The organism is Streptomyces sp. NBC_00016, assembly GCF_045040885.1.
GTDB classification, from domain to species: domain Bacteria; phylum Actinomycetota; class Actinomycetes; order Streptomycetales; family Streptomycetaceae; genus Streptomyces; species Streptomyces coriariae.
Map to the genome: position 1 here is coordinate 5,067,269 of NZ_CP108304.1, position 20,952 is coordinate 5,088,220.

The following is a 20,952-nucleotide window of genomic DNA, read 5'->3' on the forward strand; positions in this document are numbered from 1 at the left end:
CTCACGTGGCGGTTTCGTCGGGCAGATCCGCCCCGGGGGTGTCCCCGGGGCGGGGCAGGCCGCCCGTCGATCCAGATGTGGTGTTCTGTTGAGCGGGCCCCCCGGAGGCGGGACCTGTCAGGTCCCGTCCGGCCCGCTCGCTCTCGATGAGCTCGTTCAGCCAGCGCACTTCGCGCTCCACGGACTCCATACCGTGGCGCTGCAGCTCAAGCGTGTAGTCGTCGAGGCGCTCCCGGGTGCGCGCCAGGGAGGCGCGCATCTTTTCGAGGCGCTCCTCCAGCCGGCTGCGACGGCCCTCGAGTACGCGCATGCGAACGTCGCGCGACGTCTGTCCGAAGAAGGCGAAACGAGCGGCGAAGTGTTCGTCCTCGTACGCGTCGGGACCCGTCTGCGAGAGCAGATCCTCGAAGTGCTCCTTACCCTCCGCCGTCAACCGGTAGACGATCTTGGCGCGACGCCCTGCGAGTGGAGCGGCGAGGGCGTCTTCGTGGGTGTTTCCCGGTTCCTCGATCAACCAGCCGTTGGTGACCAGCGTCTTGAGGCAGGGGTAGAGCGTGCCGTAGCTGAACGCACGGAACACACCCAATGACGTATTGAGCCGTTTGCGCAGCTCGTAGCCGTGCATCGGAGACTCGCGGAGAAGGCCCAGGACGGCGAACTCGAGGATCCCGGCACGCCGGCTCATCGTCGCCTCCTCTTGGCCTTATGTCGCGCTGATGTATCGACTCGATACATCACGACGATAGAACGGCGTTCCGGATGCGACAAGAGGGGAGAAGGTGAACGGGATCACATCACCGATTCATTGAGGGCAAGTTGCCTGGTTTGGGATGAACTTCGGGGCTAGGCAGGTTTTGACGGTGCGTAGTCTGTGCGCCATGCACACCACCGGGACCCATGAGACGCCGGGGGGCGTCGAGGTCCTCGGTGCAGTACGGGTGAATGCGCGACCGACCGCATCCGTACTTCGGGGGGACAGGAAACCAGCCGCCCTTTCCAGGCGCGCACGGATGCGCCTGCCCGAGGAGTAATCGTTCGATGAGCGAGCACCGTCGCAAACCGCCGCAGCCGCAGGGAGGCGGACGTGCCGCGGCCCGACGCGGCCAGTCCGGTCCGTCCTCCGGCCGCCGCGCGGCACCGCGAGGCGCCACCGGATCTCCTGCCGACTACGGGTTGGGTCACGGGGCCGGAAGCGAGGAGCAGTCGCACGGCAGCCGTGCCGACGCCCGGCGCGCGTCCCAGAGAGACTCGGGCGGGCGACGCAGAGCGGCCGAGCCCACAGGGGGCCGTCGCGGAGCCCCGACCGGCCCCGGACGCGGCAGAGGGCGACCGGCGCCCGACAGCAAGCGTCTGATCGACTACCCGCGCGCCGGCAAGTACGGCTGGCAGCGCTGGATGCCGTCCTGGAAGCTCGTCGCGGGCCTGTTCGTCGGCTTCGTGGGCAGCCTGGTGGCCGTTGCGGGCATCGGGTACGCCATGGTGGGCATCCCGGACGTCGCCAAGACGGCCACGGCGCAGAACAACGTCTACTACTGGAAGGACGGCAGCCAGATGGTTGCCACCGGTGGTGAGACGAACCGACAGAACATCGACCTCTCGCAGATCCCCGAGGAGATGCGCTGGGCGGTGATCTCGCAGGAGAACAAGACCTTCTACGACGACAGCGGCATCGACCCCAAGGGCATCGCCCGTGCCGTGTTCAACATGGCGAGGGGCGGCCAGACGCAGGGTGGATCGACGATCACCCAGCAGTACGTCAAAAACGCCATGCTGAACGACCAGTCGCAGACGATCTCCCGGAAGTTCAAGGAGATCTTCGTGTCCATCAAGGTGGGCGCCGAGGTCGACAAGGACCAGATCATGGCCGGCTACCTGAACTCCGCGTACTACGGGCGCAACGCCTACGGAATCCAGGCCGCCTCCCGCGCCTACTTCAACAAGGACGCGATCAAGCTCAACCCCGGCGAGTGCGCGTTCCTGGCCGCCATGCTGAAGGGCGCCACGTACTACGACCCCGCCGGCGCGACCTCGGTCGACCCGGTCGGCGCCACGCCCGCCGCCAACAGCAAGCGGGCACGGCTCCAGATGCAGGACACCCTCGACAAGATGGTCGAGTACGGACACCTGAAAGCCTCGGTGCGGGCCGAGTACACCGCCCTTCCCAGGTGGCAGAACCCCCGCTCCAACACCGACCTGAAGGGCCAGATCGGCTACCTCGTCGACCTCGCCAACGGTTACCTGGTCACCAACAGCAAGACGACCGGGATCACCCAGGACCTGCTCCAGCAGGGCGGCTACTCGATCTACACGACCTTCGACAAGAAGAAGGTCAAGGAGCTCGAGGCGTCGGTCACGAAGGTCCAGAAGGCCAACATCAAGCCGAAGGAACGACCGGACACGGACACGCACGTCCAGTTCGGCGGGGCGTCCGTGGAACCGGAAACCGGTGCCATCCGGGCCATCTATGGCGGTGAGGATGCCACCAAGCACTTCACCGACAACGCCGACCAGACCGGTGCCCAGGTCGGTTCGACGTTCAAGCCGTTCGTGCTGGCCGCCGCGATGACGTGGGGCGTGCGGGATCCGGATCTGGGGTCGTCGCAGGCGCAGGACGAACGCACCATCGTGTCGCCGAAGAGCCTGTTCAGCGGCAAGAACAAGCTCAAGATCGAGAACTACGACGGCTCGGTCTGGAAGAACGAGAAGGGCGAGGAGTGGCTTCAGACCAATGACGGCAACGTCTCTCTGGGGACTCCGCCCAAATACAAGATCGACCTCCGGGAGGCGATGCGCGAGTCGGTGAACTCCGCCTTCGTGCAGCTCGGCATGGACGTCGGTCTGGACAAGGTGAAGGAATCCGCCGTCAGCGCGGGTCTGAAGGATTCCAGCCTGACCAACAGCGGCTTCCCGTCGTTCTCGATCGGCATCTCCGACCCGAGCGCGATCCGGATGGCGGGCGCCTACGGCACCTTCGCCGCCAGCGGCAAGCAGCGTGATCCCTACTCCGTGGAGAAGGTCACGAGCGAGAAGGGCCAGATCTTCACGCACGAGACCAAGACGAAGCAGGCGTTCACCGCGAAGGTCGCCGACAACGTCACGGACGTTCTGAAGACCGTCGTCGAGAAGGGCACCGGTACCAACGCCCAGCTGCCCGGCCGCGAGGTGGCCGGCAAGACCGGCACCACCGACGGCAACAAGTCGGCCTGGTTCGTGGGCTACACCCCGCAGCTGTCGACCGCGGTCACCATGTTCCGCTACGACGACGACGAGTCGAACAAGAACCGCACGTTCCTGGAGATGTTCGGAACAGGTGGCCAGGAGAAGATCCACGGTGCCTCGTTCCCGGCGCAGATCTGGCACGACTACATGGCCGAGGCGCTGAAGGGCACGAAGGCGAAGGACTTCCCGGAGCCCGAGCCGATCGGCGAGGTCGTGAACGCGGAACCGTCTCCGACTCCGACGCCTTCGGTCACCGAGACCGAAGAGGAGTCGCCGTCGCCGTCTCCGTCTCCCAGCGAGACGGAGGTCGAGCCCTCGCCTTCGGCGTCCGAGACCTGCTCGAACTTCTTCGACTGCCAGGACGACAGTGCGGGGACGACCGACGGAAACGAGAACGGCGGAACAGGGGAGACCACTCCGACACCGACAGCCACGGAATCGGACGGCAACAGCAGAGGCAACGGAAACGGTGGCTTCTTCGGAGGCCCGGGCGGCTAGCCGCACTGTCGTCCAGCTTGGGCGTTTCACGTGAAACATGCGCATGTTTCACGTGAAACGAGGGCCGCTCCACCGAACGAGGTGGGGCGGCCCTCGGCGTTTTCCTAGGTGCGTACGGCAGGATGTCGCTCATGCCCAGTGCAGAATCGACGCCGACGCGCGCGCACGAGCCGGATCCAGTGAAGCCGACCAGCGACGACCCGGTGGCCAAGGCCGGCAGTGAGCTGATCGGCGGCCCCCTGGGCCGCCGGGCCCTGCTCGGGACGTCCTGGTGGACTCCCGTGCGGATCATCGCGCTCGTGGCGATCGGGATGTTCGCCCTAGGACTGATCCAGAAGGCGCCTTGCTACAACGGCGGCTGGTTCTTCGGTGCCACCACCCAGTACACGCACGCCTGCTACTCGGACATCCCGCACCTCTACCAGGGACGCGGTTTCGCCGACGGACTCGTGCCGTACTTCGACAAGCTCCCCGGCGACATGGACTACCTCGAGTACCCGGTGCTGACCGGCGTGTTCATGGAGGTGGCCAACTGGCTGACGCCGGGCAGCGGCAGCATCCAGGACCAGGAACAGTGGTACTGGATGGTCAACGCCGGGATGCTGATGGCGTGCGCGGCCGTCATCGCCGTCTGTGTGGCCCGGACCCACGCCCGGCGCCCCTGGGACGGCCTGCTGGTCGCCCTGGCGCCCGCCTTCGCGTTGACCGCCACCATCAACTGGGACCTGCTGGCGGTCGCTCTGACGGCCGCGGCGATGCTCATGTGGTCGCGGGGCCGGTCCCTCGCCTTCGGTGTCCTCCTGGGGCTCGCCACGGCCGCCAAGCTCTATCCCGTCTTCCTGCTCGGTCCCCTATTCGTGCTGTGCTGGCGGGCGGGGAAGTGGCGGGACTTCGGAAAGGCCCTGGGCGGCGCGGTCGTCGCCTGGCTGGTGGTGAACCTGCCGGTCATGCTCTTCGCCTTCGATGGATGGTCGAAGTTCTACCGGTTCAGCCAGGAGCGGGGCGTCGACTTCGGCTCCTTCTGGCTGATCATGGCGCAGAACTCCAGTGATCCCCTCACCACCGACAGCGTCAACACCCTCGCCACGCTTCTCGTCGTGGTGTGCGCCGCGGGCATCGCTGTGCTGGCGCTGACCGCGCCCCGCCGGCCCCGCTTCGCCCAGCTGGCGTTCCTGATCGTGGCCGCCTTCATCCTCACCAACAAGGTCTACTCGCCGCAGTACGTCCTGTGGCTGGTGCCGCTGGCGGTGCTGGCCCGGCCGAAGTGGCGGGACTTCCTGATCTGGCAGGCGTGCGAGGTCGCCTACTTCCTGGGCATCTGGATGTACCTCGCGTACACGACGAGCGGAGACGCCCACAAGGGTCTGCCGACCGACGGCTATCACTGGGCCATCGGCGTGCACCTGCTGGGAACGCTCTACCTGTGCGGCGTGATCGTGCGGGACATCCTGATGCCGGAACGGGACGTGGTACGGCAGGCGGGCGACGACGACCCCTCGGGCGGAGTGCTCGACGGGGCGGAGGACGTCTTCGTGCTCGGCTCCGCGGCCCATCCGCCCCGGCACGCCTCCCACTTCGACGGGCCGCAGGTGGACTGGGGCAAGCAGGACGCCACCGACAGTTCGCTCTGAGCGAACAGGGCGTCGCCCGCGGTATCAGGGCCCGGCAGTGGGCCGACGGGAAAGGCCGTACACGGAGTCTCGTGTACGGCCTTCTTCGTTGCTGCGTTCTTCGGTGCCCGCGCCTCAGCGGTCCACGATCCGGTCGAACTGCGTGGTGGTGTGCCGCAGATGGGCCACGAGTTCGTCGCCGACGTGCGGCTCCGGCGCGTCCGAGGGCACGAACAGGATGGAGACCTGCATGTGCGGCGGCTCGGCGAACCAGCGCTGCTTGCCGCCCCAGACGAACGGGGAGAGGTTCCGGTTCACCGTGGCGAGGCCGGCCCGGGCGACGCCCTTGGCGCGCGGCATGACGCCGTGCAGGGCCTTGGGAGCCTCCAGGCCCACCCCGTGCGACGTACCGCCCGCCACGACCACCAGGAAGCCGTCGGAGGCCGCCTTCTGCTGCCGGTAGCCGAAGCGGTCGCCCTTGGCGACCCGCGTGACGTCGAGGACGGCACCGCGGTACTCGGTGGCCTCGTGGTCCCCCAGCCACAGCCGCGTGCCGATACGGGCGCGGAAGCGGGTCTGCGGGAACTGCTGCCGCAGCCGGGCGAGTTCGTCGGCCTTGAGGTGGCTGACGAACATCGTGTGCAGCGGCAGCCGGGCCGCACGCAGCCGGTCCATCCAGCCGATGACCTCCTCGACGGCGTCGGAGCCGTCGGTGCGGTCCAGCGGGAGGTGGATGGCGAAACCCTCGAGCCTGACGTTCTCGATGGCGGCGTGCAACTGCGGCAGGTCCTGCTCGCTGATGCCGTGCCGCTTCATCGACGACATCACCTCGATGACCACCCGAGCGCCCACGAGGCCGTACACGCCGTCGATCGAAGACACCGAGCGCACGACCCGGTCGGGCAGCGGGACGGGCTCCTCACCGCGCCGGTAGGGCGTCAGCACCAGCAGGTCGCCGCCGAAGAAGTCCTTGATGCGCGCGGCCTCGTACGTCGTGCCGACGGCGAGGACGTCCGAGCCCAGCCGGGTGGCTTCCTCGGCCAGCCGGTCGTGCCCGAACCCGTAGCCGTTGCCCTTGCAGACCGGGACGAGTCCCGGGAACTGCTCCTGCACGTGCTTGTGATGCGCCCGCCAGCGCGCGGTGTCGACGTAGAGGGTGAGCGCCATGGCCGGACCTGGGACCTTTCTCGTGGCTGCGGTGTGGGGAAACGCGTCAGAGGTGTCGGAGGTGTCAGAGGTATGGAATCACTGAACGTGACGTCAGCGGCGCGACATGTAGATGTCGAGGGCCTTGTGGAGCAGCTTGTTCAGCGGGAAGTCCCACTCACCGAGGTACTCCGCGGCCTGTCCACCCGTGCCGACCTTGAACTGGATCAGGCCGAAGAGGTGGTCGGTCTCGTCCAGCGAGTCGGAGATGCCTCGCAGGTCGTAGACGGTCGCGCCGAGCGCATAGGCGTCGCGCAGCATCCGCCACTGCATCGCGTTCGAGGGCCGGAACTCACGGCCGATGTTGTCGGACGCGCCGTAGGAGTACCAGACGTGGCCGCCGACGATCAGCATCGTCGCCGCCGACAGGTTCACGCCGTTGTGGCGGGCGAAGTACAGCCGCATGCGGTTGGGGTCCTCGGTGTTGAGGGCCGACCACATGCGCTGGAAGTAGGAGAGCGGGCGCGGCCGGAAGTGGTCCCGCACGGCCGTGATCTCGTACAGCCGCTGCCATTCCTCGAGGTCGTGGTAGCCGCCCTGGACGACCTCGACGCCGGCCTTCTCGGCCTTCTTGATGTTGCGGCGCCACAGCTGGTTGAAGTTCTTGTGGACCTCTTCAAGGGAACGGTTCGCCAGCGGCACCTGGTAGACGTAGCGCGGCTGGACGTCGCCGAAGCCGGCGCCGCCGTCCTCGCCCTGCTGCCAGCCCATGCGGCGCAGCTTGTCGGCCACCTCGAAGGCGCGCGGCTCGATGAAGTCGGCCTCGATGTCGCGCAGTCTCTTCACGTCCGGGCTCTGGATGCCGGCCTTGATGGAGGTGGCCTCCCAGCGACGGATGATCACCGGCGGGCCCATCTTCACCGAGAACGCGCCCTGCTGCTTGAGGTGCGCCAGCATCGGCTCCAGCCAGTCGGTCAGATTCGGCGCGTACCAGTTGATGACCGGGCCTTCGGGAAGGTAGGCCAGGTAGCGCTTGATCTTGGGCAGCTGGCGGTAGAGGACGAGGCCCACGCCGACCAGTTCACCGGTGCGCTCGTCGAACCAGCCGAGGCTCTCCGAACGCCACTCGGCCTTGACATCGGCCCAGGCCGGAACCTGCATGTGGCTCGCCGACGGCAGGCTCTGGATGTATGCCAGATGCTGCTCGCGGCTGATCGTCCTCAGGGTCAGGCTCATTCGGGGCGCTCCTCGGGCTGGTGTGTCCCCATGGGTACAGGGGCTCCGGCTCTCGCGCCGAAGCCTACTGCGCCTTGCGAGCTGCCTGACTGGGCGTACGGCACCTGCGCCCCGGCCCGCGCGCGGCCGGGGCGTTCCGTCCCTATTCGTAGGTGTCCTACGCGTCTTCCGGCGCGGACGGTGCCCGTGGTGCGGGCACCGTCCGCGCCGGTCGGGTCACCAGATTCCGCCGAAGAGGCCGCCGTGGGCCATTCCGATGAAGAAGCCGAAGCCCGCGGCACCGAGACCCAGGATCAGACCGAAGCGCTCACGGGTGGTCTCGGAGATCCACTGTCCGTAGGCGCCGGTCAGGATTCCCACCAGGCCGGCCCAGGAGCTGAGCAGATGCAGGCTGTGGAAGAACGACGTGATGAAGGCCGTCACGCCGAGCACCAGCGTCACTGCCAGCAGGGTGTCCTGGATTGGATGGGCTTTGCCGTCGGTGGCGAAGAGAGAACCGGCGGTATTGGGTCGCAATGCCTGTGCCATGGGGCACCTCCTGCGAAAGGCGGCGCATCGTAGCGCCATACACACCCGACGTGTACAGACTGACGGTCATCCACGCCGGATTTCAACCGGAAGCGTGTGTGCAGGTAGTCTGTACCCTCTGCACCGGTGTCTGCCCAGGCTTGCCAGGGTGTCCGTCCAGCTGAGAGCGGGGAAGTCGCAAGCCGACCCCCGATTGTCAGTGGCGGCCGATACCGTTGCGTACGCATCACAACCCTCCTGCCACGGATCGACCGTGGCCGCTGAGTCCAAAGGAGGTGGGTTCCACATGCGTCACTACGAAGTGATGGTCATCCTCGACCCCGATCTCGAGGAGCGCGCTGTCTCCCCGCTGATCGAGAACTTCCTCTCCGTTGTCCGTGAGGGCAACGGAAAGGTGGAGAAGGTCGACACCTGGGGCCGTCGTCGTCTCTCGTACGAGATCAAGAAGAAGCCCGAGGGCATCTACTCGGTCATCGACCTGCAGGCCGAGCCTGCGGTCGTCAAGGAGCTCGACCGCCAGATGAACCTGAACGAGTCGGTCCTCCGGACCAAGGTCCTCCGTCCCGAGACCCACTGAGCTCTCCAGCTCAGCTGATCTCGGGATTCTGAGTAGCAGCACTAGCAGCCAGCAGCAAACCCGCCGAGAGGTTCCCCCATGGCAGGCGAGACCGTCATCACGGTCGTCGGCAATCTTGTCGACGACCCCGAGCTGCGCTTCACCCCCTCCGGTGCGGCGGTCGCGAAGTTCCGTGTCGCGTCCACTCCCCGCACCTTCGACCGTCAGACGAACGAGTGGAAGGACGGCGAGAGCCTGTTCCTGACCTGCTCGGTCTGGCGTCAGGCGGCGGAGAACGTCGCGGAGTCGCTCCAGCGAGGCATGCGCGTCATCGTGCAGGGCCGGCTGAAGCAGCGGTCCTACGAGGACCGTGAGGGCGTCAAGCGCACGGTCTACGAACTGGACGTCGAGGAAGTCGGCGCCAGCCTGCGCAGTGCCACGGCCAAGGTCACCAAGGCTTCCGGCCGCAGTGGCCAGGGCGGCCAGGGTGGTTACGGCGGCGGTGGCGGTGGCGGCCAGCAGGGCGGCGGCTGGGGTGGAAACTCCGGCGGCGGCCAGCAGGGCGGCGCCGCTCCCGCCGAAGACCCGTGGGCAACCGGCGCTCCCGCCGGTGGCAACCAGGGTGCCGGTGGCGGTGGCGGCGGCTGGGGTGGGAACTCCGGCGGCAGCAGCAGCGGCGGTGCTGGTGGCGGCTACTCGGACGAACCCCCCTTCTAGGCCGTTCGGGCCCGGGTCTCCGGGCGCGTCCGGGTCGAGGGTGGGTCGTATCCCAACTTCTTGATCACACAGGAGAAACACCATGGCGAAGCCGCCTGTGCGCAAGCCTAAGAAGAAGGTCTGCGCATTCTGCAAGGACAAGGTCACGTACGTGGACTACAAGGACACGAACATGCTGCGGAAGTTCATTTCCGACCGCGGCAAGATCCGTGCCCGCCGCGTGACCGGCAACTGCACGCAGCACCAGCGTGACGTCGCCACGGCCGTCAAGAACAGCCGTGAGATGGCACTGCTGCCGTACACCGCTCAGGCGCGATAAGGGAAGGGTGACCGACAAATGAAGATCATCCTCACCCACGAGGTCTCTGGCCTCGGTGCCGCCGGCGACGTCGTCGACGTCAAGGACGGTTACGCTCGCAACTACCTGATCCCGCGGAATTTCGCTATCCGCTGGACCAAGGGTGGCGAGAAGGACGTCGAGCAGATCCGTCGTGCTCGCAAGATCCACGAGATCCAGACCATCGAGCAGGCCAACTCTGTGAAGGCCCAGCTCGAGGGCGTCAAGGTCCGTCTGGCCGTCCGCTCCGGCGACGCCGGTCGTCTCTTCGGTTCCGTCACCCCGGCTGACATCGCTTCCGCGATCAAGGCTGCCGGTGGCCCCGAGGTCGACAAGCGCCGCATCGAGCTCGGCTCGGCGATCAAGACGCTGGGCGCCCACGAGACGTCCGTGCGTCTGCACCCCGAGGTTGCCGCCAAGGTCAACATCGAGGTCGTCGCGGCCTGATCGCTGCGTTTGGCTCGAAGAGCTGAGAAGGGGCCGCACCCTGTGGGGTGCGGCCCCTTCCGCTTGCTTGTTTCACGTGAAACGCCGGTCCTGTGCGAAACGGCCGTTTCGCGCGATCGCCGGTTTCACGTGAAACAGTCAGCGGGTGGCGCCGGTGATGATCCAGCGGCCGGAGCGGGCACGCAGCCAGAGGGTCAGCATGCGGACCACCATCATCAGCGTCATCGCTCCCCACACCGCGGTGAGACCGCCGCCGAGAACCGGCACCAGCAGGGCCACGGGAGTGAAGACTGCCAGGGTGAGCACCATCGCCCAGGCGAGATAGGGGCCGTCTCCCGCACCCATCAGCACACCGTCCAGTACGAAGACGATGCCGCAGACGGGCTGGGAGAGTGCCACCACGAGAAGCGCCGGCAGCGCGGCCTCCTTCACCGCAGGGTCGCTGGTGAAGAGCGGCAGGAACACGGGGCGGGCGATCACGACCAGCAGACCGAGCAGGGCACCCACGGCGATGCCCCACTGGACCATGCGGCGGCAGACGTCACGGGCGCCCTGGGCGTCGTCGGCACCGAGATACCGTCCGATGATGGCCTGTCCGGCTATGGCGATGGCGTCGAGGGCGAAGGCCAGCAGACTCCACAGGCCCAGGGCGATCTGATGTGCCGCGATGTCGTCGTCCCCGAGGCGGGCGGCCACGGCTGTGGCGATCATCAGAATGGCCCGCAGCGAGAGCGTGCGGACCAGCAGGGGAACCCCGGCCTGGGCGGAGGCCCTGATACCGGCGGCGTCAGGGCGCAGAGACGCGCCATGGCGCCGGGCTCCGCGGACCACCACGGCGAGGTAGACCACGGCCATGCCCCACTGGGCGATCACGGTGCCCCAGGCAGAGCCGGCGATTCCGAGGCCCGCGCCGTAGACGAGGCCCACGTTCAGGGCGGCGTTGGCGACGAAGCCGGCGACGGCGACATAGAGCGGTGTCCTGGTGTCCTGGAGTCCACGCAGGACACCGGTCGCGGCCAGTACGACGAGCATGGCAGGGATACCGAGCGCCGAGATGCGCAGATAGGTGGTCGCGTAGGGAGCGGCGGTGTCCGAGGCACCGAAGAGTTCCACGAGTGCCGGGGCGGTAGGCAGGGTGGCCGCGATCACGGCGGCGCCGAGCAGCAGCGCCAGCCAGATGCCGTCCATGCCCTGGCGGATGGCTGCCGGCAGGTCACCGGCGCCCACGCGGCGCGCTACGGCTGCGGTGGTGGCGTAGGCGAGGAAGACGAAGACACTGACGGCCGTCATGAGCAGCGCGGAGGCGATGCCGAGTCCGGCCAGTTGAGCGGTGCCCAGATGGCCGACGATCGCGCTGTCGGCCATGACGAAGAGCGGCTCGGCGACGAGCGCGCCGAAGGCCGGGACGGCCAGTGCGACGATCTCTCGATCGTGCTGCCGTCGGACGGTCTCGGGAGTCGCGGGAGCCTGTGTCATGAGCACCAATCTAATCGTCCACAGGTAAGAGATCCAGTCGCCTTGCGACCCTTACCTGTCCTCACGCCGTGTAGTGTCTTGCGCGCCGTTCGAAGAGATCTTGGTCCGACCGGGCAACTTTTTCTTCTGCACAGCCGGTGGATGGTGAAAGTGCAGGTCAGAGGCACTTCGCAAGAAAATACGAGGGCTTGTTCACAGGGCTGTCCACCGGGTCGTGCACAGGTTTTGCGGAGTTCTCCACAGCATCGGGGCCGTCGTCCACATGGCCTGTGGATAACCAGATTGGCTGACGGTGCCGACGGGCCTACCGTGGTCCGGCGCCCGCTCCGTCCGTCGGTCGAGGAAACCCTCATAAAACCGACGCTCCACAACCGGAGTTGGCGCTCTCGATTGTCAGTGCCGTGCCGTAGAAAGAAGGCATGGCGAGGTCCGCTCGGCGGACGGGAGGAGGTTGCTCGGTGAGCATTTCCGAGCCCTTGGACGACCCGTGGGCCGACAGCGGGCCGAGTGATCGTCTGCCTCCTGCCCGGCGGCGCGGCGAAGGGGGGCGCGGTCGTGACGAACAGCACGATCGCGGCCGGGAGAGCGGCGAGTGGGAAGGCGGTGGCACCACCTTCGAGCGGGTACCGCCGCAGGACCTCGACGCCGAGCAGTCCGTCCTCGGCGGCATGCTGCTGTCCAAGGACGCCATCGCCGACGTGGTCGAGGTCCTCAAGGGCCACGACTTCTACAAGCCCGCGCACGAGACGATCTACCAGGCGATCCTGGACATCTATGCCAAGGGCGAGCCGGCCGACCCCATCACGATCGCCGCCGAGCTCACCAAGCGCGGCGAGATCAACAAGGTCGGCGGCGCGTCCTATCTGCACACCCTCGTCCAGACGGTGCCGACGGCCGCCAACGCCGAGTACTACGCGGAGATCGTCCACGAACGCGCCGTGCTGCGCCGCCTGGTCGAGGCCGGCACCCGCATCACGCAGATGGGATACGCGGGCGACGACGACGTCGACGAGATCGTCAACCGCGCCCAGGCCGAGATCTACGCGGTCACCGAGCAGCGCACCAGCGAGGACTACCTGCCGCTCGGCGACATCATGGAGGGCGCCCTCGACGAGATCGAGGCGATCGGCTCGCGCAGCGGCGAGATGACGGGTGTGCCCACCGGGTTCACGGACCTCGACTCGCTCACCAACGGTCTGCACCCGGGCCAGATGATCGTCATCGCGGCACGTCCCGCCATGGGAAAGTCGACGCTCGCGCTGGACTTCGCGCGCGCGGCGTCGATCAAGCACAACCTGCCCAGCGTCATCTTCTCCCTGGAAATGGGGCGCAACGAGATCGCGATGCGTCTGCTGTCCGCCGAGGCTCGCGTGGCCCTGCACCACATGCGTTCCGGCACCATGACGGACGAGGACTGGACGCGTCTGGCGCGCCGGATGCCCGAGGTCTCCTCCGCACCGCTGTACATCGACGACTCCCCGAACCTGTCGATGATGGAGATCCGGGCCAAGTGCCGCCGACTGAAGCAGCGCAACGACATCAAGCTCGTGATCATCGACTATCTCCAGCTGATGCAGGCCGGTGGCTCCAAGCGCTCCGAAAGCCGTCAGCAGGAGGTCTCGGACATGTCCCGTAACCTCAAGCTGCTGGCCAAGGAGCTGGAGGTTCCGGTGATCGCGCTCTCGCAGCTCAACCGTGGTCCCGAACAGCGCACGGACAAGAAGCCGATGGTGTCCGACCTGCGTGAGTCCGGCTCCATCGAGCAGGACGCCGACATGGTGATCCTGCTGCACCGTGAGGACGCCTACGAGAAGGAGTCTCCGCGCGCGGGCGAGGCGGACATCATCGTGGGCAAGCACCGTAACGGCCCGACAGCCACGATCACCGTCGCCTTCCAGGGCCACTACTCCCGCTTCGTGGACATGGCGCAGACCTGATCCGGTGCCCTTGCAGGGTCTCGCGGCCGATGTCGTGATCTCACGGGCGGTGTCGTACCGATGTCGTATACGGCATCACCGTGAGACCGGCGCGTGGGTGCTGCTGCTCAGCGCCTCGTCTCGTACCTGGTCAGGACCACGCCGCCGGGAAACGTCCGCGTCTCCACCAGGTTCAGGTTCACCCAGCTGTCCAGCGCGGTGAAGAACGGCGTGCCGCCGCCCACCAGGACCGGATGGGCGGCGATCGCGTACTCGTCGATCAGCCCGGCGCGCATGGCCGCCCCGGCGAGCGTCGCGCCGCCGATGTTCATCGGGCCGCCGTCCTCGGCCTTGAGCCGGGTGATCTCGGCGATCGCGTCGCCGGCGACCAGGCGGGTGTTCCAGTCGACCTTGTCGATCGTTGAGGAGAACACCACCTTCGGCGTGTCCCGCCAGTTCCGCGCGAACTCGATCTGCGCCGGGGTGGCGCCCGGCTGCTGGTCGCCGGTCGGCCAGTAGGAGCTCATCGTCTCCCACAGCTTGCGCCCATACAGCGACAGGCCACTCGCCTGCTCGTGGCCGAGCCACCACTGGAACAGCTCGTCGCTCGGCGGTCCGCTCCAGCCGATGTCGTCGCCGGGCGCGGCGACGTAGCCGTCCAGGGTCAGGTTCATGCCGTAGATCAGTTTCCGCATGGCTCAGCCTTCCGTCCGTGGGTGTCCGGCGTGTAGACCAGCGCGGCGCGGGAAACTCATCGTTGCGCGATCTGGGCTCGCCGGTAGCCCTCGTGCTCGGGGCTCAGCGTGGTGTACTCGGCCGACTCGGACAAGCCGCCTGATCTCGGCCTCGCCCTCGCGAGGAAATGCCACGGACTTGGGACTGATCATGGGTGACAAGGCCGTGAGACAGCCAAGAACGCCCAGGTCACGCAAGATCGACATGTCACGAGCGGCGAGACCCTGCAGCCCTGGGCGGAATGAACTCGACGCCGGCCGCGCGGGCGGGTGGACTGGGACCATGACGACACCTCAGGAAGAGCTGCTTCCCGGCACCCGGCGGGCGCTGCTGCACCGGATCGCGGTGGCCCAGACCGAGGGACGGGCCCCGTCGCTGGTCGCTGCGGTCGTACGGGACGGGCGGGCCGTGTGGCACGGGGCGCGGACCTCGGTCGACGGGCACGCGCCGGACGAGAACGTGCAGTACCGGATCGGCTCGATCACCAAGACCTTCACCGCCGTGCTCGTGCTGCGACTGCGTGACGAGGGAGTGCTCGACCTCGAGGACCCGCTGGAGAAGCACCTGCCCGGATCCGGCGCGGGGGAGGCCACGGTGGCCGAACTGCTCGCCCACACCGGTGGGTTGGCGGCGGAGTCGCCCGGCCCCTGGTGGGAGCGGACCCCGGGTTCGCTGCGGCCCGAGCTCGCCGACGTCCTCGGCGACCGGGCCGCCCCGTTTCCGGCCGGCCGACGTCACCACTACTCGAACCCCGGCTACGCACTCCTCGGTGCTCTCGTGGAAGAACTCCGTGGGGCGCCCTGGGAAGAGGTGCTGCGACGGGAAGTGCTCGAACCTCTGGGGCTCGACCGTACGACTGTCCGATCGCAGGCTCCGGCCGCGGGAGGCTGGGCGGTCCACCCCTGGGCCGACGTCTTGCTGCCCGAGCCCGTCGAGGACTTCGGGCGGATGGCCGCGGCCGGCCAGCTCTGGTCCACGACAGGCGACCTCGCGCGATTCGCTGCCTTCCTGGCCCGGGGTGACGACCGCGTCCTGAGCGTGGAGACCCTGCGCGAGATGTGGACGCCCGCGGCACCGGCCGGGCTGCCGGACGTGGCGGACGGATCCACCTATGGGCTGGGGCTGCAGATCCAGCACCGGGAGGGCCGGTTGCTCGTGGGCCACTCCGGCTCGGTGCCGGGCTTCCTGGCCACCCTCACCATCGGTGTGGCGGACGACGTGGCCGCGGTGGTGCTCGCCAACTGCACGTCCGGTGTCCTGACGTCCCAGGTGGCCGCCGATCTCGTGCGGATCGTCGCCGAGGCCGAGCCGCGGATTCCCGAGCCGTGGCGTCCGCTGCGGGAGGTGGACCCCGCCGTTCTGGACTTGGCGGGCCAGTGGCACTGGGGGACCAGTCCTTTCGCCCTGCGGGTGACGGCCGACGGGCTGGTCTCCCTGGGACCGGTGTCCGGCGCCGGCCGGCGCTCCCGGTTCAGGCCGAACGGGGACGGTACCTGGACCGGCCTGGAGGGCTACTACGCCGGAGAGCTCCTGCGGGCCGTGCGGCGGCCGGACGGGAGCGTGGACCACCTGGACCTCGGCTCGTTCGTGTTCACGCGTCAGCCGTACGACGAGCGGGCCGCTGTGCCCGGTGGCATCGACCCGGAGGGCTGGCGCGGCATCGGCTAGCCCCACACGAGAAGGAAGCGCCCTGTTTCACGTGAAACAGGGCGCTTCCGTTCGGGCGCGGAGTCCTCAGAGCTGGAGCTTGAAGCCCACGTGTGAGGCGACGAAGCCCAGGCGCTCATAGAAGCGGTGGGCGTCGGTGCGCGTGCTGTCGGAAGTGAGCTGCACCAACTGGCAGTTCTCGCGCCGGGACTCCTCGATGGCCCACTCGATGAACCGCGTGCCCAGGCCGCTGCCGCGCTCGTCGGCGTGCACCCGCACACCTTCGATGATCGACCTGGTCGAGCCGCGCCGGGACAGGCCCGGGATGATCGTCAGCTGGAGCGTCCCGACGACCTGACCCTCGCGGACGGCGACGACCAGACGCTGGTTCGGGTCGGCGGTGAGCCGTTCCAGGGCGGTCAGATAGGGGCTGAGATCGTCCGGCGACTCGCGCTGCGCGCCCAGGGGGTCGTCCGCGAGCATGCCGACGATCGCCGGGATGTCCTCGGCGACGGCGGCCCGTATCTCAAGATCTCCCATGCCCGCACCCTATGTGCCCAAGGCGGCGACGGGCGCGTTCAGTGACTCCACGACCCGTACCAGCGGGGCCAGTTCCGTGTTCCTGGCGGCTTCGTCGAGGGCCTCGCGCAGGGCGGCGTCGTTGGTCGGACGCGCTTCGGCCAGCAGCTTCAGACCGGCTTCGGTGACGTTGGTGTAGATGCCACGGCGGTCGGTGGGACACAGGTAGCGCTCGAGCAGCCCGCGGTCCTCGAGCCGGGTCACCAGCCGGGTGGTCGCGCTCTGGCTGAGGACGACCGCGTCGGCCACCTGCTTCATCTGGAGATGGCCTCCGTCGCCGTCGTGCTGTCGGCTGAGCACGTCGAGCAGGGAGTACTCGCGCACGCTCAGGTCGTGCCGGCTCTGCAGCGCGCGCTCGATGTGGGCCTCGATCCTCCCGTGCAGCAGGGAGAGGGCGCACCAGCCCTGGGCGAGAGCGGTGAGCGCGGGGTCCGTCGCAGTCATGGGGGTTCTCCTCCGTCCCGGAGCGGCTGAGACCAGGATAGAGCAATCCTGCAATATACGGCGGTTGCACATAGCCCGCGTGTGCAACTATTGTGGGAGCACGTAAAGCGCATCTGCAATCATCTCGGAAGGTGTTACCTCCTATGCCTCTCGCGCTTCTGGCCCTCGCGATCGGGGCCTTCGGAATCGGGACGACCGAGTTCGTGATCATGGGTCTGCTGCCCGAGGTCGCGGGCGACTTCGGAGTCTCCATCCCCACGGCCGGCTTCCTCGTGACCGGCTACGCGCTGGGTGTCATGTTCGGTGCCCCGCTCATGACGGTCCTCGGCACCAAGATCTCCCGCAAGCGGATGCTGATGCTGCTGATGGGCCTGTTCATCGTCGGCAACCTGCTGTCCGCCGTCGCCCCCTCGTTCGCCGTGATGCTGATCGGTCGCGTGGTCGCCTCACTCGCCCACGGCGCCTTCTTCGGCATCGGCTCGGTCGTCGCCGCCGACCTGGTCGCCCCGGACAAGAAGGCCGGAGCCATCGCGATGATGTTCACCGGCCTCACCGTCGCCAACGTCGTGGGCGTTCCACTGGGCACTCTCGTCGGGCAGAGCGCCGGCTGGCGCGTCACTTTCGCCGTCGTCGCCGTACTCGGCGTCGTGGGCCTGCTCGGCATCGCCAAGCTCGTGCCAGAGATGCCGCGGGCCGAGGGAGTGCACCTGCGGCACGAACTGGCCGCCTTCAAGAACGCCCAGGTGCTGCTCGCCATGGCGATGACCGTCCTCGGCTTCGGCGGAGTCTTCGCGGCCATCACCTACATCGCGCCGATGATGACGCACGTAACCGGCTTCGCGGACGGATCCGTCACCTGGCTGCTGGTCCTCTTCGGGCTCGGCATGGTCGGCGGCAACCTCGTCGGCGGCAGGTACGCCGACCGCGCGCTGATGCCGATGCTGTACGTCTCTCTGGGCGCCCTGGCGGTCGTCCTGGCGCTCTTCACGCTCACCGCCCACAACAAGGTCCTGGCGGCCGTCACGATCGTCCTGATCGGCGCCCTGGGCTTTGCCACCGTCCCGCCGCTCCAGAAGCGCGTCCTGGACCAGGCTCACGGCGCGCCGACGCTGGCGTCGGCGGTGAACATCGGTGCCTTCAACCTCGGCAACGCGCTGTCCGCCTGGCTCGGCGGCCTCGTCATCGCCGCAGGCCTGGGCTACACCGCCCCGAACTGGGTCGGCGCCGCCCTTGCCGCGGGCGCCCTGCTCCTCGCCGTCGTCTCGGCCGCGCTGGAGCGCCGTGACAACGCCCCTGGCGGTGCCGGCGCCGTCGTCGCCGGTGGAACGCCCGTCGAGCGGCAGACGGCCGTCCAGCGCTGAGACCCGTCGGTCACCTCGCTGGACCAGGGCCGTACCGGCGAGCCCGCGCCCATCCCTGATCACCGCGGCCCTCGACCGCGTTCGACCTCGGCGGCACCGGGACCTCGGTCACGCCGAACCTCGAAGAACCTCGACACGCCCCGACAACATCGCAAGGAGAAGTTCCCCTCATGAGCACCACCACCTTCGCGCCCCTGACCATTCACGACGCCGAAGCCCTCGTCACGGCCGCCCGTCGTGCGGCCGAGGCAGCCGGGGTCACCGTCAGCGTCACCGTCCTGGACGCCGGCGGCCATCTGCTGGCCTTCCGCCGCGATGACCGGGCCGTACTGATCTCCGGGGAGACGAGCACGCGCAAGGCGTACACGGCGCTTCAGCTCAACGCGCCCACCGCCGACCTCGTCGATGCCGTGCAGCCGGGCGGCCTCTTCCACACCCTGCCCACCGCGCTCGACCGGCCGCTGCTGTTCATCGCCGGCGGGGTGCCGGTGCACCGCGACGGCCGTCTGATCGGCGCGATCGGGGTCGGGGGCGGCGCCCCGGAGCAGGACCACGGCTTTGCCACGGCCGCCGTGGAGACGCTCGTCTGACCTGTCACGTCCACGAAGAGCGCCGGTTTCCGACCATGACGGGAACCGGCGTTCCGTCGTGTCCCCCGGCTCAGCCGGCCGCCACCGTCAGCGGGGCGAACCGGCGGCGCCAGTCGCCCGGCAGCTCCGTGATCCCGTGGGTCATCACGGCGTTGAAGGCAACGGACTCCAGGCCCCGCGCTTTCACCCACTCCAGCAGTTCCTCGTGCCGTACGTCGATGTCGGTGCGCAGCGGCCGGTCCGTGCGGGCGGCGAGGGAGGCCAGCAGGGCCTTCGCGGTCTTCGAGTCCCTGGCGATCAGCGGGCCCACGACCTGGGTGTCCATGTTGGGCCATGCGGCCGCGTAACCGATGATCCGGCCGTCGTCCTCGGCGACCCGCAACTGGTCGGCGAAGGCGGGCAGACGGGCGATCACATGCGTCCGATCGGTGCCGAAGACCTCCTCGTCGAGCCGGAGGATCGCCGTGAGGTCCTCGGCCGTGGCCGCGCGGGTGATGACGTCCGACGCCGTGTCGTCCGGCGTGAGACGTCCGCGCACCATCTCCGCCCGGCCTGTGGTCTTGAAGCCCAGCTCCTCGTAGAGCGGACGGCCGTTCGGTGTGGCGTGCAGGGTCAGCGGGGTGGTGCCCAGCAGGGAGACGACGTGCCGCATCAGTCGCCGACCGATGCCCTGCCGGGCGTACCGCTCGGCGACCAGCACCATGCCGATGGCGCCGAGGGTGGGGTGGCCGGGCGGGCCGTACTCGGTGACGACGCAGGCACTGACGAGCCCGCCGTCCGGGTCGTCGATGCCGTAGCCCCTTCCGGCCGAGAGGAGCAGGCCCCACTTGTGCTCTTCGCGCGGCCACCCCCGGTCCTCGGACAGGTCGGCGCAGGCGGTGAGGTCGCGGTGCGTCAGACGACGGACGGGCAGAGCGGTGAGGGAAGGTGTCGGCACGCAGGTCAGGCTGTCCGACCCGTACCTCCGGCGTCCACCTGTTTCCCCTGAGACGCACGTGCTTTTGGCCATGTCCCGGCCCACCGTCCAGCCTCAAGGTCCATCGTCCAGCGCGATGGCAGTGTGGGAGTGCGGGAGTGTTTCACGTGAAACAGGGGCGAACGGAAGCTCGGGAGAGGCACTGCCAGGGAGATCTCAGGCCTGCCCGTTAGCCTCGGGTCATGGCGAGACTTCACCTCTTCGACCTTGACGGCACGCTGCTGCACGGGACGTCCGCTCCCTTGGAGATCTCGCGTCAACTCGGCCTGGAGGCCGAGACGGCGGTGCTGGAGCAGTCGATCTCGGCGGGGTTGATCGGCCCGCCGGAATACGCGGCGCAGGTGTACGAACTCTGGACGCAGCTCACCGAGGAGCATGTGACGGCGGCGTTCGAAGGAGCGCCGTGGCTGGCACGCATCCGCGATGTCTGGGCCGAGATAAGGCGCAGAGGGGAGTACTGCGCGGTCGTGTCGCTCTCGCCTTCCTTCTTCGTGGAAAGACTCACCGGGTGGGGCGCCCACGCGACGTACGGGTCCCGCTTCCCGGCGGTCCCTTTCACCGAGCCCATGGACCCGGCGGGAGCGCTGAGCGCGGCGGCGAAGGTGCTGATCGCCGACCGACTCTGCGCGGAGTTCGGAGTGACGCGGGACGACTGTGTCGCTTACGGCGATTCGCTCTCCGACAAGGATCTGTTCGGGGTGGTGCCGGTCTCCGTGGCGGTCAACTCGGACCGCCATCTGGCGGGCCTCGCGACCCACTCCTACGTGGGGAAGGATCTGTGGGATGCCTATGAATTGGTGTGCCACGACCGCTGATTGACCCCGCATTGACCCTCGATTGAAGAAAACCTGCGGTTCGCGTGCCAAGCGGGTTCCAGGGACGGAAGGGGGGACTTGTGCGGCGGACGGCGGCCGGTATGGTCGACTCCGGTTCG

At 68.2% G+C, this 20,952-nt stretch carries 20 protein-coding genes; 11 read left to right on the plus strand and 9 right to left on the minus strand.

Annotated features, from left to right (window positions below):
- Position 1: 1 nt before the first annotated feature.
- Positions 2 to 685: a PadR family transcriptional regulator gene (locus OG933_RS22435; RefSeq protein WP_267019417.1), complete on the minus strand. Its 684-nt coding sequence runs from the start codon at positions 683 to 685 to the stop codon at positions 2 to 4.
- A gap of 353 nt (positions 686 to 1,038) precedes the next feature.
- Between OG933_RS22435 and OG933_RS22440 the strand changes: the two genes are divergently transcribed.
- Both OG933_RS22440 and OG933_RS22445 read left to right on the plus strand, forming a co-directional pair.
- Positions 1,039 to 3,717 carry a transglycosylase domain-containing protein gene (locus OG933_RS22440; protein ID WP_405628625.1) on the plus strand — a complete coding sequence of 893 codons (2,679 nt, stop codon included), beginning with the start codon at positions 1,039 to 1,041 and terminating at the stop codon, positions 3,715 to 3,717.
- Between the two features lie 131 nt (positions 3,718 to 3,848).
- On the plus strand, positions 3,849 to 5,348 hold the full coding sequence (locus tag OG933_RS22445) for a glycosyltransferase 87 family protein (protein WP_362524362.1): 1,500 nt from the start codon (positions 3,849 to 3,851) through the stop codon (positions 5,346 to 5,348).
- Positions 5,349 to 5,462: 114 nt separating this feature from the next.
- On the opposite strand, the gene OG933_RS22450 is transcribed toward OG933_RS22445, so the two are convergent.
- From OG933_RS22450 to OG933_RS22460, 3 genes are all read right to left on the minus strand, one after another.
- Positions 5,463 to 6,494: an alanine racemase gene (locus OG933_RS22450; protein ID WP_020130668.1), complete on the minus strand. Its 1,032-nt coding sequence runs from the start codon at positions 6,492 to 6,494 to the stop codon at positions 5,463 to 5,465.
- A 93-nt stretch (positions 6,495 to 6,587) separates the two neighbouring features.
- Entirely contained in the window at positions 6,588 to 7,709 is a 1,122-nt protein-coding gene (gene femX / locus OG933_RS22455) for a peptidoglycan bridge formation glycyltransferase FemX (protein ID WP_020130669.1), read from the minus strand.
- 216 nt (positions 7,710 to 7,925) lie between these two features.
- Positions 7,926 to 8,237, minus strand: a complete 312-nt coding sequence (locus OG933_RS22460; RefSeq protein WP_054242131.1) for a hypothetical protein — start codon at positions 8,235 to 8,237, stop codon at positions 7,926 to 7,928.
- Between the two features lie 286 nt (positions 8,238 to 8,523).
- Here OG933_RS22460 and rpsF point away from each other — a divergent pair, with 286 nt between their 5' ends.
- The 4 genes from rpsF (at position 8,524) to rplI (ending at position 10,294) form a co-directional block, all read left to right on the plus strand.
- Positions 8,524 to 8,814, plus strand: coding sequence for a 30S ribosomal protein S6 (rpsF, locus tag OG933_RS22465; RefSeq protein ID WP_006604399.1), 291 nt, complete (start codon positions 8,524 to 8,526; stop codon positions 8,812 to 8,814).
- A 78-nt stretch (positions 8,815 to 8,892) separates the two neighbouring features.
- On the plus strand, positions 8,893 to 9,510 hold the full coding sequence (locus tag OG933_RS22470; RefSeq protein ID WP_362524359.1) for a single-stranded DNA-binding protein: 618 nt from the start codon (positions 8,893 to 8,895) through the stop codon (positions 9,508 to 9,510).
- An 82-nt stretch (positions 9,511 to 9,592) separates the two neighbouring features.
- On the plus strand, positions 9,593 to 9,829 hold the full coding sequence (gene rpsR / locus OG933_RS22475; RefSeq protein WP_020130672.1) for a 30S ribosomal protein S18: 237 nt from the start codon (positions 9,593 to 9,595) through the stop codon (positions 9,827 to 9,829).
- A gap of 18 nt (positions 9,830 to 9,847) precedes the next feature.
- The gene (rplI, locus tag OG933_RS22480; protein ID WP_020130673.1) at positions 9,848 to 10,294 is read left to right on the plus strand and encodes a 50S ribosomal protein L9; all 447 of its coding nucleotides are present in this window, start codon (positions 9,848 to 9,850) and stop codon (positions 10,292 to 10,294) included.
- A 138-nt stretch (positions 10,295 to 10,432) separates the two neighbouring features.
- Here the strand turns inward: rplI and OG933_RS22485 are convergent, their stop codons facing one another.
- Positions 10,433 to 11,770, minus strand: coding sequence for an MATE family efflux transporter (locus OG933_RS22485; protein WP_362524357.1), 1,338 nt, complete (start codon positions 11,768 to 11,770; stop codon positions 10,433 to 10,435).
- Between the two features lie 458 nt (positions 11,771 to 12,228).
- Between OG933_RS22485 and dnaB the strand changes: the two genes are divergently transcribed.
- Positions 12,229 to 13,707, plus strand: a complete 1,479-nt coding sequence (gene dnaB / locus OG933_RS22490) for a replicative DNA helicase (protein ID WP_028806982.1) — start codon at positions 12,229 to 12,231, stop codon at positions 13,705 to 13,707.
- Positions 13,708 to 13,814: 107 nt separating this feature from the next.
- On the opposite strand, the gene OG933_RS22495 is transcribed toward dnaB, so the two are convergent.
- Positions 13,815 to 14,381: a dihydrofolate reductase family protein gene (locus tag OG933_RS22495; RefSeq protein ID WP_405628629.1), complete on the minus strand. Its 567-nt coding sequence runs from the start codon at positions 14,379 to 14,381 to the stop codon at positions 13,815 to 13,817.
- Between the two features lie 322 nt (positions 14,382 to 14,703).
- Between OG933_RS22495 and OG933_RS22500 the strand changes: the two genes are divergently transcribed.
- Entirely contained in the window at positions 14,704 to 16,089 is a 1,386-nt protein-coding gene (locus OG933_RS22500; protein WP_405628631.1) for a serine hydrolase domain-containing protein, read from the plus strand.
- Between the two features lie 66 nt (positions 16,090 to 16,155).
- Here OG933_RS22500 and OG933_RS22505 read toward each other — a convergent pair whose 3' ends face one another.
- Together OG933_RS22505 and OG933_RS22510 are read right to left on the minus strand one after the other, a co-directional pair.
- Positions 16,156 to 16,608, minus strand: coding sequence for a GNAT family N-acetyltransferase (locus OG933_RS22505; RefSeq protein WP_327184004.1), 453 nt, complete (start codon positions 16,606 to 16,608; stop codon positions 16,156 to 16,158).
- A gap of 9 nt (positions 16,609 to 16,617) precedes the next feature.
- Entirely contained in the window at positions 16,618 to 17,091 is a 474-nt protein-coding gene (locus OG933_RS22510) for a MarR family transcriptional regulator (RefSeq protein WP_362524349.1), read from the minus strand.
- 143 nt (positions 17,092 to 17,234) lie between these two features.
- On the opposite strand from OG933_RS22510, the gene OG933_RS22515 reads away from it, so the two are divergent.
- Together OG933_RS22515 and OG933_RS22520 are read left to right on the plus strand one after the other, a co-directional pair.
- Positions 17,235 to 18,452, plus strand: coding sequence for an MFS transporter (locus OG933_RS22515; RefSeq protein WP_405628633.1), 1,218 nt, complete (start codon positions 17,235 to 17,237; stop codon positions 18,450 to 18,452).
- A 170-nt stretch (positions 18,453 to 18,622) separates the two neighbouring features.
- Positions 18,623 to 19,042: a heme-binding protein gene (locus tag OG933_RS22520; RefSeq protein WP_057606332.1), complete on the plus strand. Its 420-nt coding sequence runs from the start codon at positions 18,623 to 18,625 to the stop codon at positions 19,040 to 19,042.
- 70 nt (positions 19,043 to 19,112) lie between these two features.
- On the opposite strand, the gene OG933_RS22525 is transcribed toward OG933_RS22520, so the two are convergent.
- Positions 19,113 to 19,979 carry a GNAT family N-acetyltransferase gene (locus tag OG933_RS22525; protein ID WP_405628636.1) on the minus strand — a complete coding sequence of 289 codons (867 nt, stop codon included), beginning with the start codon at positions 19,977 to 19,979 and terminating at the stop codon, positions 19,113 to 19,115.
- Between the two features lie 221 nt (positions 19,980 to 20,200).
- Between OG933_RS22525 and OG933_RS22530 the strand changes: the two genes are divergently transcribed.
- On the plus strand, positions 20,201 to 20,833 hold the full coding sequence (locus OG933_RS22530; protein ID WP_362524340.1) for an HAD-IB family phosphatase: 633 nt from the start codon (positions 20,201 to 20,203) through the stop codon (positions 20,831 to 20,833).
- The last annotated feature ends 119 nt before the right edge of the window (positions 20,834 to 20,952 follow it).

Coding starts and splice junctions, on each gene's coding strand:
- rplI (WP_020130673.1), top strand. CDS start 9,848: ATGAAGATCATCCTCACCCACGAGGTCTCTGGCCTCGGTGCCGCCGGC.
- OG933_RS22510 (WP_362524349.1), bottom strand. CDS start 17,091: ATGACTGCGACGGACCCCGCGCTCACCGCTCTCGCCCAGGGCTGGTGC.
- OG933_RS22445 (WP_362524362.1), top strand. CDS start 3,849: ATGCCCAGTGCAGAATCGACGCCGACGCGCGCGCACGAGCCGGATCCA.
- OG933_RS22530 (WP_362524340.1), top strand. CDS start 20,201: ATGGCGAGACTTCACCTCTTCGACCTTGACGGCACGCTGCTGCACGGG.
- OG933_RS22505 (WP_327184004.1), bottom strand. CDS start 16,608: ATGGGAGATCTTGAGATACGGGCCGCCGTCGCCGAGGACATCCCGGCG.
- OG933_RS22485 (WP_362524357.1), bottom strand. CDS start 11,770: ATGACACAGGCTCCCGCGACTCCCGAGACCGTCCGACGGCAGCACGAT.
- OG933_RS22520 (WP_057606332.1), top strand. CDS start 18,623: ATGAGCACCACCACCTTCGCGCCCCTGACCATTCACGACGCCGAAGCC.
- OG933_RS22450 (WP_020130668.1), bottom strand. CDS start 6,494: ATGGCGCTCACCCTCTACGTCGACACCGCGCGCTGGCGGGCGCATCAC.
- OG933_RS22435 (WP_267019417.1), bottom strand. CDS start 685: ATGAGCCGGCGTGCCGGGATCCTCGAGTTCGCCGTCCTGGGCCTTCTC.
- OG933_RS22470 (WP_362524359.1), top strand. CDS start 8,893: ATGGCAGGCGAGACCGTCATCACGGTCGTCGGCAATCTTGTCGACGAC.
- rpsR (WP_020130672.1), top strand. CDS start 9,593: ATGGCGAAGCCGCCTGTGCGCAAGCCTAAGAAGAAGGTCTGCGCATTC.
- OG933_RS22515 (WP_405628633.1), top strand. CDS start 17,235: ATGCCTCTCGCGCTTCTGGCCCTCGCGATCGGGGCCTTCGGAATCGGG.
- rpsF (WP_006604399.1), top strand. CDS start 8,524: ATGCGTCACTACGAAGTGATGGTCATCCTCGACCCCGATCTCGAGGAG.
- OG933_RS22500 (WP_405628631.1), top strand. CDS start 14,704: ATGACGACACCTCAGGAAGAGCTGCTTCCCGGCACCCGGCGGGCGCTG.
- OG933_RS22495 (WP_405628629.1), bottom strand. CDS start 14,381: ATGCGGAAACTGATCTACGGCATGAACCTGACCCTGGACGGCTACGTC.
- OG933_RS22440 (WP_405628625.1), top strand. CDS start 1,039: ATGAGCGAGCACCGTCGCAAACCGCCGCAGCCGCAGGGAGGCGGACGT.
- OG933_RS22460 (WP_054242131.1), bottom strand. CDS start 8,237: ATGGCACAGGCATTGCGACCCAATACCGCCGGTTCTCTCTTCGCCACC.
- femX (WP_020130669.1), bottom strand. CDS start 7,709: ATGAGCCTGACCCTGAGGACGATCAGCCGCGAGCAGCATCTGGCATAC.